This is a genomic window from Nocardia aobensis NBRC 100429 (assembly GCF_000308375.1).
GTDB classification, from domain to species: Bacteria; Actinomycetota; Actinomycetes; order Mycobacteriales; family Mycobacteriaceae; genus Nocardia; species Nocardia aobensis.
On sequence record NZ_BAFQ01000004.1, the window covers coordinates 1 to 11,899 of the forward strand.

Genomic DNA, 11,899 nt, shown 5'->3' on the forward strand with positions numbered 1-11,899 from the left:
ATCGCGGCGGGCGTTGCCGCGGCCGCGGGCGGCGCCGCATGGGCGGCCGCCTCGCGTCGCCCGCAGCTGCCGGAGCCGGCCGCGGAACCACCGCGGCTGGGATACGCGGGCGGAGCGACCGCACCCGGGACGTCGGTGCAGCCGGCCGACGACGCGGCGCACACCGGCTAGGCGCGCCCTGCGAGTACGGACAGCCGACATGGCACGATATTCGGCGTGACCTCACCGAATCAGACCGCCGTGGCCGTCCTGCACACCAACCTCGGCGATATCAAGATCTCGCTCTTCGGTAACCACGCCCCGAAGACGGTGCGCAACTTCGTCGGCCTCGCCGACGGCAGCGCGGCCTACACGACGAAGAACGCCGGCGGCGGTACCTCCGGACCGTTCTACGACGGCAGCGTATTCCACCGCGTGATCGACGGTTTCATGATTCAGGGCGGTGACCCGACCGGTACCGGCCGTGGTGGGCCGGGCTACGAATTCGCCGACGAATTCCACCCCGAGCTGCGCTTCGACCGCGGCTACCTGCTGGCCATGGCCAACGCCGGGCCCGGCACCAACGGTTCGCAGTTCTTCATCACCGTCGGTGCGCAGCCGCACCTGAATCGCCGCCACACCATCTTCGGCGAAGTGGTGGACGCCGATTCGCGCAAGGTCGTCGACGCCATCGCGACCACCGCGACCGACCGCAACGACCGGCCGAAGGAGCCGGTCGTCATCTCGAGCATCACCCTGAGCTGACCCATCGGAGTTTCGTGAATCCGCAACCGCCCGCACCGACCTGCTACCGCCATCCCGATCGCACCACCGGACTGGCATGCACGCGGTGCGGGCGGCCGGCGTGCCCCCAATGTCTGCAACCGGCCGCCGTCGGACAGCACTGTGCGGAGTGTGTCGCGCAGGGGCGCAGCGATATTCGTCCCGGCCGGCCGGCCGTCAGCGGTCCGTCCGCCACCGCAGGTCGCACGCCGTATGTCACCTACGCGTTGATCGCGATCAATGTCGCGGTCTTCGCGGTCACCGCGAGCCAAGCCCACAGTGTCACCGACAATCATCTGTCGCAGTTGTTCTACGACTGGGTGCTCGCACCGAAGTGGGTCGCACAGGGGCAGTGGATTCGCGTCCTCGGTTCCGGATTCCTGCACTACGGGCCGTTGCACCTGGTGGTCAACATGTTCGCCCTCTACATTCTCGGCCGCGATACCGAACTCGTGCTGGGACGTGCGCGATTCCTCGCGATCTATCTGGTTTCGCTGCTCGGCGGATCGGCGGCCGTCATGTGGCTGGCGACCGATTCCGCCACGGCCGGTGCGTCCGGCGCCATCTACGGCCTGTTCGGCGCGATGACCGTCATTCTGCTGCGGCTGCGGCAGAGCCCCGTGCAGATGCTGGTGTTGATCGCGATCAACCTGCTCATCAGCGTGTCGCTGCCGGGTATCTCGCTGTGGGGCCATCTCGGTGGACTGGTGGCGGGCACGCTCGCCGCCGCCGGAATCCTGTTCCTGCCGGAATGGCTGCGGGCGCGGACCCGGGATTCGATTCGATGGATCGGATGGGGTTCGGTGGCAGGCCTCGCGGCGCTGACGATCGCGCTGATCGGTGCGGGTGCGGCGGTTCTCGCCTGATTCGGTCCGCGGCGGATCCCGTCAGTTGTCGCGGGGTTCGGCGGGAACGAGACCGTGCACGCTCATCACATCCAGGACGTCCTGGGGGTGGGTACCGAGGTCCCAGCGGCCGAAGATGACCAGCCGCTCCTCGCCCTTGTGGTCGACGTCGAGTTCCAGATTGGGGATGCTGCGGCCCAGGCGCCGGAACCCGACGACTCGGGCCCGCAGAATCTGGTCGGGACCGTAGCCGACCGGCCCGCGCAGGCCCCGAACCACCAGCTGGGCCGGTTTTCCGGGAACGACGGTCAGGCGTGGGCGCTGCCGGAAGCCCAATCCGGCCAGGCACAGCAGTAGCGCCGCGGCCAAGCCGATCAACAGCCGGCTCGGTGCGTCGGAGGCGAACGCGGCGGCCACGGCCAGCGCCGCTCCGCCGAGGGTGACCGCGGCCAGGGCGGGCGCCGGTGTGGACCACTCGAGCCGGGGCGCCGGCTCCGAACTACCGAATTCCCCAGCGGACTCCGGACGATCGGACTCGGGGTGTTCGGGCGGTGTGCTCACGGTCCCCAATTGCTCCTCGAGTTGTCCACAAAATCATCCACAGGTGTGCATGAATCACACGCGTGTAATAAGCGCAAACGCCGCGCGATCAGCGCCACCCGTGCGACAGCACGATCAGCGCCACCCGTGCGACAGCACGATCAACGCCACCGCATCGTCATGATCAGGCCGATCACCATCAGTCCGAAGCCGATCAGGAAGTTCCAGGCGTTGAGATCGCTCATCCACTGGATGTGGTCGGCGCCCAGGTAGTAGACCAGCAACCACGCCAGACCGGCCAGCATGAAGCCGAGCATGATCGCCACATACCAGACCGGCGACGGACCGCCCTTCACCTTCACCGGGGTGCGGCTGGTCGGGTTGATCGTGTAGTCGGTCTTCTTGCGGACCTTCGACTTGGGCATGACGTCCTCGTATTCGGCGTGCAGGTCTGCCTAAAGGCTATCTCAGCTGCGTATCGATGGTGGTGCCACGTACTCTCGAACCATGCGTGTTCTGGTCGTCGACAATTACGACAGCTTCGTATTCAACCTGGTCCAATATCTGGGCCAGCTGGGTGCCGAGGCGACCGTCTGGCGCAACGACGACTCCCGGCTGCAGGACACCGACGCCGTGGCCGCCGATTTCGACGGCCTGTTGATCAGCCCGGGCCCGGGCACCCCGGACCGTGCCGGCGCGAGTATCGAACTGGTCCGCGCCTGCGCCAGGACCCGGACTCCGCTGCTCGGCGTGTGCCTGGGACATCAGGCGATCGGAGAGGCGTTCGGCGCGACCGTGACCCGCGCCCCCGAGCTGCTGCACGGTAAGACGAGTTCGGTCTTCCACATCGGCGCCGGAGTGCTGGCGGGGCTGCCCGACCCGTTCACCGCCACCCGCTATCACTCGCTGACCGTGCTCGAGGACACCTTGCCCGGTGATATCGAGGTGATCGGACGCACCGAGAGCGGCATCGTGATGGCCGTGCGGCACCGTGACCTGCCCATCCACGGCGTGCAGTTCCACCCCGAATCGGTGCTCACCCAGGGTGGGCACCGGATGCTGGCGAACTGGCTCGAGGTGTGCGGCGAGCGTCCGGCCGAGGGCCTGGTCCAGACGCTCGAATCCGAGGTCGCCGCGCTGGTGTGACCGGGCCGCCGCGCCGGGGCACGCGGAAGCCTCACCGTGACAAGGAGTTTGCGCATGCATGAGCTCGGCGCGGTCATCGTGCCCCGGCGGCGCTGATGGCCCGGCCCTACGTCGTGCTCTCGGTGGCCACCAGCATCGACGGATATATCGATGACGCCGGTCCGCAACGATTGCTGCTGTCCAACGCCCAGGATTTCGATCGCGTCGACCAGGTGCGTGCCGAATCCGACGCGATTCTGATCGGAGCCGAGACCCTGCGACGCGACGATCCTCGGTTGTCGCTGAACAGTGAGCGGCGACGCGAGGCGCGGATCGCGGCGGGAAAACCCGAATTCCCGGTACGTGTCGTCGTCACCGCGAGCGGTGAACTCGACCCCGGGCAGCGGTTGTGGAACCAGGGTGGCCGGCGGCTGGTCTATACGACCACGGCCGGGCGGGAGCGGCTGGGCGATCGGCTCACCGGCCGAGCCGAGGTCGTCGCCCTCGGTAGCTCCGTCGACTTCGGCGCGCTCCTCGACGATCTGGGCGAGCGCGGGATCGCCCGCCTGATGGTCGAGGGCGGTGGCCGCATCCACACCGCCTTCCTGGCGGCGGATCTGGCCGACGAACTGCTGATGGCGGTCGCCCCGGTGCTGGTCGGTGACAGCGCGGCCCCGAAATTTTTGCATCCGGCCGACTTTCCCGGCGGTTCTCGGCGCAGAATGGCTTTGGTGGATATCACTCGCCTCGGAGATATCGCAGTCCTGCGGTATCTGCCGCGGCCGGCACCCTCCGATGGGAGTTCGGCGACGATGAAAGACGCACAGTGACAACCGAATCCGATGCGTGGGAGTCGGTCGAGTCGGGCAGCCGTATCCCCGGCCGGCCCGGGGCGCACCGGTTCTGGATGCATCACGCGATCGGCCTGGCCCGGCTGTGCCCGCCCAGTGCCACCGCCTTCTCGGTCGGCGCGGTGATCGTCGGCCCGGACGGCGTCGAACTCGCCCACGGCTACTCCCGCGAAACCGAGGCGAAGGTGCACGCCGAGGAATCGGCACTGAACAAACTCGGCGCCGATCCCCGGCTCGCGCAGGCCACCATCTACAGCACGCTCGAACCGTGTTCCACCCGGGCCTCGGTCGGCCGCGTCCCGTGTGCCGATCGCATCCTGGCCGCGGGAATTCCGCGCGTCGTCATCGCGTGGCGTGAACCGCGCACCTTCGTGGAGAACTGTGTCGGCGTGGAGAATCTGCGCGACCACGGCGTCGAGGTGGTCGAACTTCCCGACCTGGCCGAGGAGGCCATGTCGATGAATCGCCACCTCGCGCTGTGATCACCGGCCCGCGTCAGGGCGGGCCGAGCACTCCCGTGACGATCGTGATGGTCGCGTTGCGTGCCACCGACGAACCGGGCCGCGGCTGCTGATCGATCACCCGGCCGACATTGCTCGCGTCGAACGTGCCCTGGGTGCTCTGGCTGATCTGGCCCACACCGCCGGTCCAGCCCACCGAGCGCAGTTTGTCCACGGCCTGCGACGGGGTGAGCCCGGTCAGCGACGGCATGGTGATCTGATCGCTGGACACCTGCACGGTGATGGTCGACCCCTTGTCGGCCATCGAACCGCCGGCCGGATCGGTGGACAGCACCTCACCGGCGGGCCGCGACGAGCTGACCTTCTGGATCACGACCTTGAACCCCGCGCTGTCGGCCAGATTCGGTTCCGCCACATCGATCGACTGACCCACCACATCGGGCACGCGAACCTGGTCCGGCCCCTTGCCGAGGGTGATCGTCACCTTCGAACCGGCATCGATCTTGGTTCCGGCGGCCGGGGATTCGGCGATCACCTTGTCCTTGTCCTCCGGACTGGAGGCGCCGCGCTGGATCTGCGGATCCAGGAGCAGCCCGGCCGCGTTCAAATTCTGCTCGGCCTGCTGCTGGGTCAGTTTCGTCAGCTGTGGCACCGGCACCTGCTGCGGACCGGTCGAAATCTGCAGGGTCACCGTGGACCCCTTGTCGACGCGCGCACCGCCCAGGGGCTGGGTCGCGACCACGTTGCCGCTGGCTACCTTGCCGTCCGGTTTCGGCTGGACGGCGACATTGAAACCCAGCTTCTGAAGATCGTTGCGCGCCTGCTCCGCCGGCTGGTTGGACAGATCGGGGATCGCGACCTGATCGGGTCTGCTGCCCGGGCCGAGCAACACCCAGAACAGCGCCACCAGCACCGCGACCACCGCGGCGGCACCGATACCGATCCACACCTTGCGCCTCGAACCGTCGGATTCCGGTTCCGGCTCGTCGTCGCCGTCGTTGCGTTCGACCGTGCGGTAGCTGCGCGGTTCGGGATCCATGCTGCCGAGGAAGGTGGTGCGGTCCTCCTCGGTCATCACCATCGGCGCCTGCGGCTTCTGGCCGCCCAGCACCCGGATCAGATCGGCGCGCATCTCGGCCGCGGACTGATACCGGTTGGCCGGATTCTTGCTCATCGCCTTGAGGATGACCGAATCGAGTTCGCGCGGTACGCCCGGATGAACCAGCGAGGGCAGCTTCGGATCCTCGCGGACATGCTGGTAGGCGACCGCGACCGGCGAATCACCGGTGAAAGGCGGCTGCCCCGTGAGGATTTCGTACAGCACACAGCCGACGGAGTACACGTCGGACCGGGCGTCGACCTGTTCGCCGCGCGCCTGTTCCGGTGACAGATACTGCGCGGTGCCGATCACCGCGGCGGTCTGGGTCATCGGATTCGAGCTGTCCGCGATGGCACGCGCGATACCGAAGTCCATCACCTTCACCGCACCCTGGCGGTTGATCATGATGTTGGCCGGCTTCATATCGCGATGCACGATGCCGTTCTTGTGGCTGAAATCCAGTGCGGCACAGACATCGGCGATGATCTCCATCGCCCGGCGCGGCGGCAGCGGACCCTTGCCGCGCACGATATCGCGCAGCGTCTCGCCGTCGACGTACTCCATCACGATGTAGGGCAGCGGGCCGCCGTCGATCTCGGCCTCGCCGGTGTCGTACACCGCGACGATCGCCGGATGGTTCAGCGCCGCCGCGTTCTGCGCCTCGCGCTTGAAGCGCAGATAGAACGTGGGGTCGCGGGCGAGATCCGCGCGCAGCACCTTGATCGCCACGTCGCGCCCCAGCCGCAGGTCGCGAGCCTTGTGCACCTCCGACATACCACCGAATCCGATGATCTCGCCCAGTTCGTAGCGAGAAGACAGATTCTTCGGGGTCGTCATGGCAGTCCTTGTGAGGAGGTGTCAGGGTGTCTACTGCTGTCGGCTTCGTGCGTACCGCCGGCCCCCGGTAGCGAATCGCCGGCCCCCGGCAATGGTAGGTCGAGCGAGGGGACGGACGGGCGTGTTGTGGGACGCGTGGTGCGGGTCGGCCGCTCCCGGGTGGTGGTCGTCGGCGGTGCCGTGGTGGTCGTGGTCGGCGGGGGTGTGGTGGTCGTCGTCGGCTCGGGAGTGGTCGTCACCACCGGCGGCGGGGCCGGTTGGATGGTGGTCGTGGGCTCTTCGTTCGTGGTCCACACCGTGGTCGGCGGCGGGGGCGCGACCACGGAGGTGGTCGACTTCACCGGCGACACCGTCGAATCCGGGGCCTTACCGCTGAGCAGCACCCAGGCGGCCAGGCCGCCGAGCAGAACCGCGCCCGCGCCGAGTCCGGCCATCACCTTCTGACCGGTGGTGAATCCCGGCTTCTCGGTGTCGCCGGCCGGGCCGGGGCCCGGCATCATGGCCGTCGAGCCGGCCGCCGCGCCCACCCGGGCCGGTTCGGCGGTCGAATAACGGGCGGTCGCGCCGTCATAGTCACCGCGCGGGATGATCGCGGTCGGGCCGGGCGGGAGGACGCGAGTGGCGCCGGTCTGCGGGACCGCACCTCCGCGCGGCGGCGGTGGACGGCGACCGGCCCGGACCGCGGCCACGGCATCGGCGAATTCGCCGCCGCTGTGATAGCGCCGCGTCGGATCCTTGGTCATCGTGATGTCGATCAGCTCGCGCACGTTCGGCGGCAGATCGGCCGGCATCGGCGGCGGCGCCTCGCGCACATGCTTCATCGCCACCGTCAGGGCACCGTCACCGGTGAACGGCCGATGCCCCGACAGCGCCTCGTAGCCGACGACGCCGAGCGAGTACACGTCACTGGCCGAGGTGGCGTCCTCGCCGGTGGCCTGCTCGGGAGCGATGTACTGGGCGGTGCCCATCACCATGCCGGTCTTGGTCACCGGTGAGGCGTCGACCGCCTTCGCGATGCCGAAGTCGGTGATCTTCACCTGGCCGGTGGGGGTGACCAGGATATTGCCGGGCTTCACGTCGCGGTGGACCACGCCCGCGGCATGGGCGACCTCGAGGGCGCGGCTGGTCTGCTCCAGCATGTCCAGACCCTGGCCGACCGAGAGCCGGCCGAGCCGGTTCAGCACCGCGTTGAGCGGTTCGCCCTGGACGAGCTCCATCACCAGATAGGCGGTTTCGCCGCCCTGCGGGTCGTAGGTCTCGCCGTAGTCGTAGACCCCCGCGATGCCGGGGTGGTTGAGCTGCGCGGTGGTCTTGGCCTCGGTCTTGAACCGATGCCGGAACGTCGGATCCGCGGAGAATTCGGCCTTGAGGACCTTCACCGCGACCCGGCGGTCCAGGCGGGTGTCCAACGCCTCCCACACCTGGCCCATACCGCCCGTGGCGATCAGACGTTGCAGCCGATACCGATCGGCGATCAGGGCACCGTTGTTCAGCATGGCCGCCCCCGACGGTAGGTTCGCCGATCACGACGTTGTTGCATATCCACCTGGGGTCCTGGTCCTCGCTTACTCATCGTCCTCAGCCCCCCTGCAATCCGGCATCCAGCACCGCCCGCGCCACCGGCGCCGCCACCGATCCACCGGTCGCGGCCAGCGCGCGGTCGCCGCCGTTCTCCACGATGACCGCGATCGCGATCTTCGGGTTCTGCGCCGGCGCGAACGCGATGTACCAGGCGTGCGGCGGGGTGTTGCGCGGGTCGCTGCCGTGTTCGGCGGTGCCGGTCTTGGAAGCGATCTGGTACGGCCGCGGCTGGGTGCCCCCGGCCGTCGCCTTCTCCGAATCGATCATCAGCCCGGTCAGCTGGCTGGCCACCGGGGCGCTGATCGCCTGCCCGACCGACACCGGTTTGGTGGTGGACAGATCGCGCAGGTCGGGACCCTGGGTCCGGTCGACCAGATGCGGCTCCATCCGCACACCGCCATTGGCTACGGTAGCCGCGATCACCGCATCGTCGAGTGGGGTGAGAGCTACGTCTCGCTGTCCGATGCTGGTCTGGGCCAGCGCCGCGTTGTCCGGAATCGGGCCGACCGTGCTGTCGGCCACCGGGATCGGGATGCCCGAATGCGGGCCGATGCCGAAGGCCGTGGCCTCGTCCTTGAGTTTGGCCGCGCCCACCTTCATGCCGATCTCGGCGAAGGCGGTGTTGCACGAGAGCCGGAACGCGTCGTGCATGGTCGCGGTCGCGCCCCCGCCGCACGGGGTGCCGTTGTAGTTCTCCAGCGTGGTGTTCGTCCCGGGCAGGGTGATGTTCGGCGCCGCGGTGAACGCGTCCTCCGGCTTGATCCCCATCGACAGTGCGGCCGCCGCGACGACGACCTTGAAGGTCGAACCGGGCGGATACGTCTGCGACACCGCACGATTCAACATCGGCTGACTCGGGTCCGCGCTCAGCGATTCCCAGGCCTGGGTGGCGCGCGCGCCGTCGTGCGTGGAGAGCTGGTTGGGGTCGTAGCTCGGTGTCGACACCATGGTCAGGATGCGGCCGGTACTCGGTTCGATCGCGACGACCGAACCGGTGTAACCCTTGCTGGTGAGCTGGTCGTAGGCGACCTTCTGCATCATCGGATTGATGGTGGTCACCACGTTGCCGCCGCGCGGATCGCGGCCGGAGATCATGTCGATCAGGCGGCGCCCGAACAGCGCGCTGTCGGAACCGTTGAGCACCGAATCCTCGGAACGCTCCAGCCCGGTGCTGCCGTACTGCATCGAGTAGAAGCCGGTCACCGGGGCGTAGGCGGAGGGATCGGTGGGATAGGTGCGCAGGTATTTGTAGCGGTCGTCGGTGGCCACCGAACTGGCGAGCACCGTGCCGCCGGCCGAGATCTGACCGCGCTGGCGGCTGTACTCGTCGAGCAGCACCCGGGAGTTGCGGGGATCGTTGCGCAGGCTGTCGGCCTTGATGACCTGGACGTAGGTCGCGTTCACCAGCAGCGCGACGATCATCACCATGACCGCCATCGCGACCCGGCGGAGCGGGGTGTTCATGCCGGCTCTCCCTTCTCGGGTCGGGGCGTCTCGGCGCGGATCATCTCGGTCTGTGCTTCGGCGATCGGTGCGGCTTCCCGGCGGCGAGCCGGCGCCGGCGCCCGAGCGGCGTCGGAGATCTTCACCAGCAACGCCAGCAGGGCGTAGTTCGCGAGCAGCGAGGAGCCGCCGTAGGACACGAAGGGGGTGGTGAGTCCGGTCAGGGGAATCAGTTTGGTGACGCCACCCACCACCACGAATACCTGAATGGCGATGGTGAACGCCAATCCGGCGGCGAGCAGCTTGCCGAAACTGTCGCGGACCGCCAGGGCCGTGCGCAATCCGCGCACCACGAAGACGGCGAACAGCATCAGCACCACGGTGAGCCCGATCAGGCCCAGCTCCTCACCGATGGTGGCGATGATGAAGTCGGTCTTGGCGAACGGCACCTGGGAAGGCCGGCCGCTGCCGAGTCCGGTCCCGGCCAGGCCGCCGGTCGCGAGCCCGAACAGCGATTGCGAGATCTGGTAGCCGGTGCTGTTGTAGTCGTCGAACGGGTGCAACCACGTCGACACCCGCACCCGCACGTGGCCGAAGGCGTTGTAGGCGAGGAAGAATCCGAGCGCCAGCAGTCCGGCGCCGACGATCAGCCAGCCCACCCGCTCGGTCGCGATGTAGAGCATCGCCAGCACGGTGGCGAAGATCAGCAGCGAGGTGCCGAGGTCCTTCTCGAAGAACAACACGACCAGGCAGGCCGCCCACACCAGCAGAATCGGGCCGAGGTCGCGCGGTCGCGGCAACTCCATGCCCAGGACATGGCGCCCGGCCGCGGTGAACAGGTCCCGCTTGGCGACCAGTACCGAGGCGAAGAAGATGATCAGCAGGATCTTCGCGAATTCACCCGGCTGCACACTGAAACCGGGCAACCGGATCCAGATCTTGGCGCCGTTGGTTTCGGAGAACCTCCCCGGCAGCAGCGCGGGGATCATCAACGCCACCAGGCCGAGCAGCCCGAGGGTATAGCCGTAGCGGGCCAGGGTGCGGTAGTCGCGCAGCAGCACCAGCACCGCGATGAACAGGGTGATCCCCAGCGCTGTCCACAGCACCTGTTGATTGGCGTCGGGGGAGGGGATCGACCACGAGTTGTGGATCGCGGTCTGCTCGTCGGCGAGATCCAGGCGATGGATCAGCACCAGCCCGAGTCCGTTGAGCAGCGCGGCGATCGGTAACAGCAGCGGATCGGCGAACGGGGCGAAGCGCCGCACCGCGAGATGGGCGACACCGAACAGCGCCAGATAGGCGAAACCCAATTTGGCCAGATCCCAGGTGATTTCCTGATCCTGACTGGCCTCCACCAGCACCAGCGCAACCGTGGTGATGACCACCGCGAAACCCAGCAGCAACAGTTCGACGTTGCGGCGGGTCGAGGGTGGCGGCGCGGGAGCGAACCCGCCCGGTGGACTGGGGAACGCTCCAGCGGACGGCGGTGCCGGTGCGGACATCAGTCCGCCTTCCTGCAGTTCTCCCCCGGAGTCTGAGGGGCCGGCGCCGCGGTGGTGGGTGCCGGCTGCTCGGAATGGGCGGGGGCATTGGTCGGGTTCGGCGCGGACGTACCCGGGGTGTTGGGCGCGGGGGAGGGTGCGGGTGTGGCGGGAGCCGGGCTGCCCGGGGCCACGGTGCTGCCCTCGGCGGGCGGCGGAGCGACCGGCGGCGCAGGCTTCGCGCAGACGGGCAGCAGGTCGGTGGCGGCCAGCTTCTCCAGTTGCCCACGCGTGGAATCGAATCCACCCGGCGGCAGCAAGCCGTTGTTGACCTTGTCGCGGCCGGTCTGCTGCAGATCGGCCACCGCCAGCTGCTTACACCCGCTCGGGAATCCGGCGCCCGGTCGCATGAGGGTGACCTTGTTGCGCGAGTCGACGCAGACCAGCTGGTCCACATCCTGAATCGAATAGCCGAGAACCGAGCCGGGCAGACCGCGCATGATCACCACGTTGCCGTTGTCGGCGCCCACGTAGTAGTTGCTGCGAATCATCTTGTAGCCCACCACGAGTCCGACCACGACGGCCACGACGAGCGCGACGGCCAGTGCGATCCAGCGGCCCTTGTGGCTCTTGCGCGGCTCGGGCGGTTCCGCCGCGACCGCGGCCCGGCGGGGTGCCGCCCGCGGCGGACGCATGGCGGCGGCGCGCCCGGCGGCGGTATTGGGCGGCGGCGTGTCCTCGTCCTCACCGGAGGCGGCGCCCGCGACGATGGGGTGGCTCTGGCCGTAGTCGAGATCGATCACATCGGCGACGACGACGGTGACGTTGTCGGGGCCGCCGCTGCGCAGAGCCAGTTCGATGAGCCGGTCGGCCG

General features: G+C 68.4%; 11 protein-coding genes and 1 pseudogene. 5 read left to right on the forward strand and 7 right to left on the reverse strand.

The features are described from left to right. Positions 1 to 216 precede the first annotated feature (216 nt). Together RJ03_RS00090 and RJ03_RS00095 are read left to right on the forward strand one after the other, a co-directional pair. Positions 217 to 744 carry a peptidylprolyl isomerase gene (locus RJ03_RS00090; protein ID WP_036496926.1) on the forward strand — a complete coding sequence of 176 codons (528 nt, stop codon included), beginning with the start codon at positions 217 to 219 and terminating at the stop codon, positions 742 to 744. 14 nt (positions 745 to 758) lie between these two features. Continuing rightward, positions 759 to 1,628: a rhomboid family intramembrane serine protease gene (locus tag RJ03_RS00095; RefSeq protein ID WP_083870488.1), complete on the forward strand. Its 870-nt coding sequence runs from the start codon at positions 759 to 761 to the stop codon at positions 1,626 to 1,628. Between the two features lie 21 nt (positions 1,629 to 1,649). Here RJ03_RS00095 and RJ03_RS00100 read toward each other — a convergent pair whose 3' ends face one another. Further along, the gene (locus RJ03_RS00100) at positions 1,650 to 2,168 is read right to left on the reverse strand and encodes a PH domain-containing protein (protein ID WP_083870489.1); all 519 of its coding nucleotides are present in this window, start codon (positions 2,166 to 2,168) and stop codon (positions 1,650 to 1,652) included. 140 nt (positions 2,169 to 2,308) lie between these two features. Continuing rightward, positions 2,309 to 2,572, reverse strand: coding sequence for a cell division protein CrgA (gene crgA, locus RJ03_RS00105; RefSeq protein WP_030516702.1), 264 nt, complete (start codon positions 2,570 to 2,572; stop codon positions 2,309 to 2,311). Between the two features lie 82 nt (positions 2,573 to 2,654). On the opposite strand from crgA, the gene RJ03_RS00110 reads away from it, so the two are divergent. The 3 genes from RJ03_RS00110 to RJ03_RS00120 all read left to right on the forward strand — a co-directional run bounded on the left by RJ03_RS00110 (position 2,655) and on the right by RJ03_RS00120 (position 4,605). Continuing rightward, entirely contained in the window at positions 2,655 to 3,293 is a 639-nt protein-coding gene (locus tag RJ03_RS00110) for an aminodeoxychorismate/anthranilate synthase component II (RefSeq protein ID WP_036496928.1), read from the forward strand. Between the two features lie 95 nt (positions 3,294 to 3,388). After that, positions 3,389 to 4,102, forward strand: a complete 714-nt coding sequence (locus RJ03_RS00115) for a RibD family protein (protein ID WP_036496929.1) — start codon at positions 3,389 to 3,391, stop codon at positions 4,100 to 4,102. Beyond that, positions 4,099 to 4,605, forward strand: coding sequence for a deaminase (locus RJ03_RS00120; RefSeq protein WP_232329212.1), 507 nt, complete (start codon positions 4,099 to 4,101; stop codon positions 4,603 to 4,605). Before RJ03_RS00115 ends, RJ03_RS00120 begins: the two co-directional genes overlap by 4 nt. Positions 4,606 to 4,618: 13 nt before the next feature. On the opposite strand, the gene pknB is transcribed toward RJ03_RS00120, so the two are convergent. From pknB to RJ03_RS00145, 5 genes and pseudogenes are all read right to left on the reverse strand, one after another. After that, positions 4,619 to 6,520 carry a Stk1 family PASTA domain-containing Ser/Thr kinase gene (gene pknB / locus RJ03_RS00125; RefSeq protein WP_036496930.1) on the reverse strand — a complete coding sequence of 634 codons (1,902 nt, stop codon included), beginning with the start codon at positions 6,518 to 6,520 and terminating at the stop codon, positions 4,619 to 4,621. Continuing rightward, positions 6,517 to 8,016, reverse strand: coding sequence for a protein kinase domain-containing protein (locus RJ03_RS00130; RefSeq protein ID WP_036496931.1), 1,500 nt, complete (start codon positions 8,014 to 8,016; stop codon positions 6,517 to 6,519). Before RJ03_RS00130 ends, pknB begins: the two co-directional genes overlap by 4 nt. Before the next feature lie 82 nt (positions 8,017 to 8,098). Beyond that, positions 8,099 to 9,565: a peptidoglycan D,D-transpeptidase FtsI family protein gene (locus RJ03_RS00135; RefSeq protein ID WP_036496932.1), complete on the reverse strand. Its 1,467-nt coding sequence runs from the start codon at positions 9,563 to 9,565 to the stop codon at positions 8,099 to 8,101. Continuing rightward, on the reverse strand, positions 9,562 to 11,046 hold the full coding sequence (locus RJ03_RS00140; protein WP_036496933.1) for an FtsW/RodA/SpoVE family cell cycle protein: 1,485 nt from the start codon (positions 11,044 to 11,046) through the stop codon (positions 9,562 to 9,564). Before RJ03_RS00140 ends, RJ03_RS00135 begins: the two co-directional genes overlap by 4 nt. Beyond that, a pseudogene (locus tag RJ03_RS00145) lies at positions 11,046 to 11,899 on the reverse strand (serine/threonine protein phosphatase); the annotation flags it as partial. The pseudogene RJ03_RS00145 and the gene RJ03_RS00140, both read right to left, overlap by 1 nt.

What these genes read in the sequence shown, in the direction of transcription:
- crgA (WP_030516702.1), bottom strand. Translation starts at nt 2,572, where the DNA reads ATGCCCAAGTCGAAGGTCCGCAAGAAGACCGACTACACGATCAACCCG.
- RJ03_RS00110 (WP_036496928.1), top strand. Translation starts at nt 2,655, where the DNA reads ATGCGTGTTCTGGTCGTCGACAATTACGACAGCTTCGTATTCAACCTG.
- RJ03_RS00115 (WP_036496929.1), top strand. Translation starts at nt 3,389, where the DNA reads ATGGCCCGGCCCTACGTCGTGCTCTCGGTGGCCACCAGCATCGACGGA.
- pknB (WP_036496930.1), bottom strand. Translation starts at nt 6,520, where the DNA reads ATGACGACCCCGAAGAATCTGTCTTCTCGCTACGAACTGGGCGAGATC.
- RJ03_RS00130 (WP_036496931.1), bottom strand. Translation starts at nt 8,016, where the DNA reads ATGCTGAACAACGGTGCCCTGATCGCCGATCGGTATCGGCTGCAACGT.
- RJ03_RS00135 (WP_036496932.1), bottom strand. Translation starts at nt 9,565, where the DNA reads ATGAACACCCCGCTCCGCCGGGTCGCGATGGCGGTCATGGTGATGATC.
- RJ03_RS00140 (WP_036496933.1), bottom strand. Translation starts at nt 11,046, where the DNA reads ATGTCCGCACCGGCACCGCCGTCCGCTGGAGCGTTCCCCAGTCCACCG.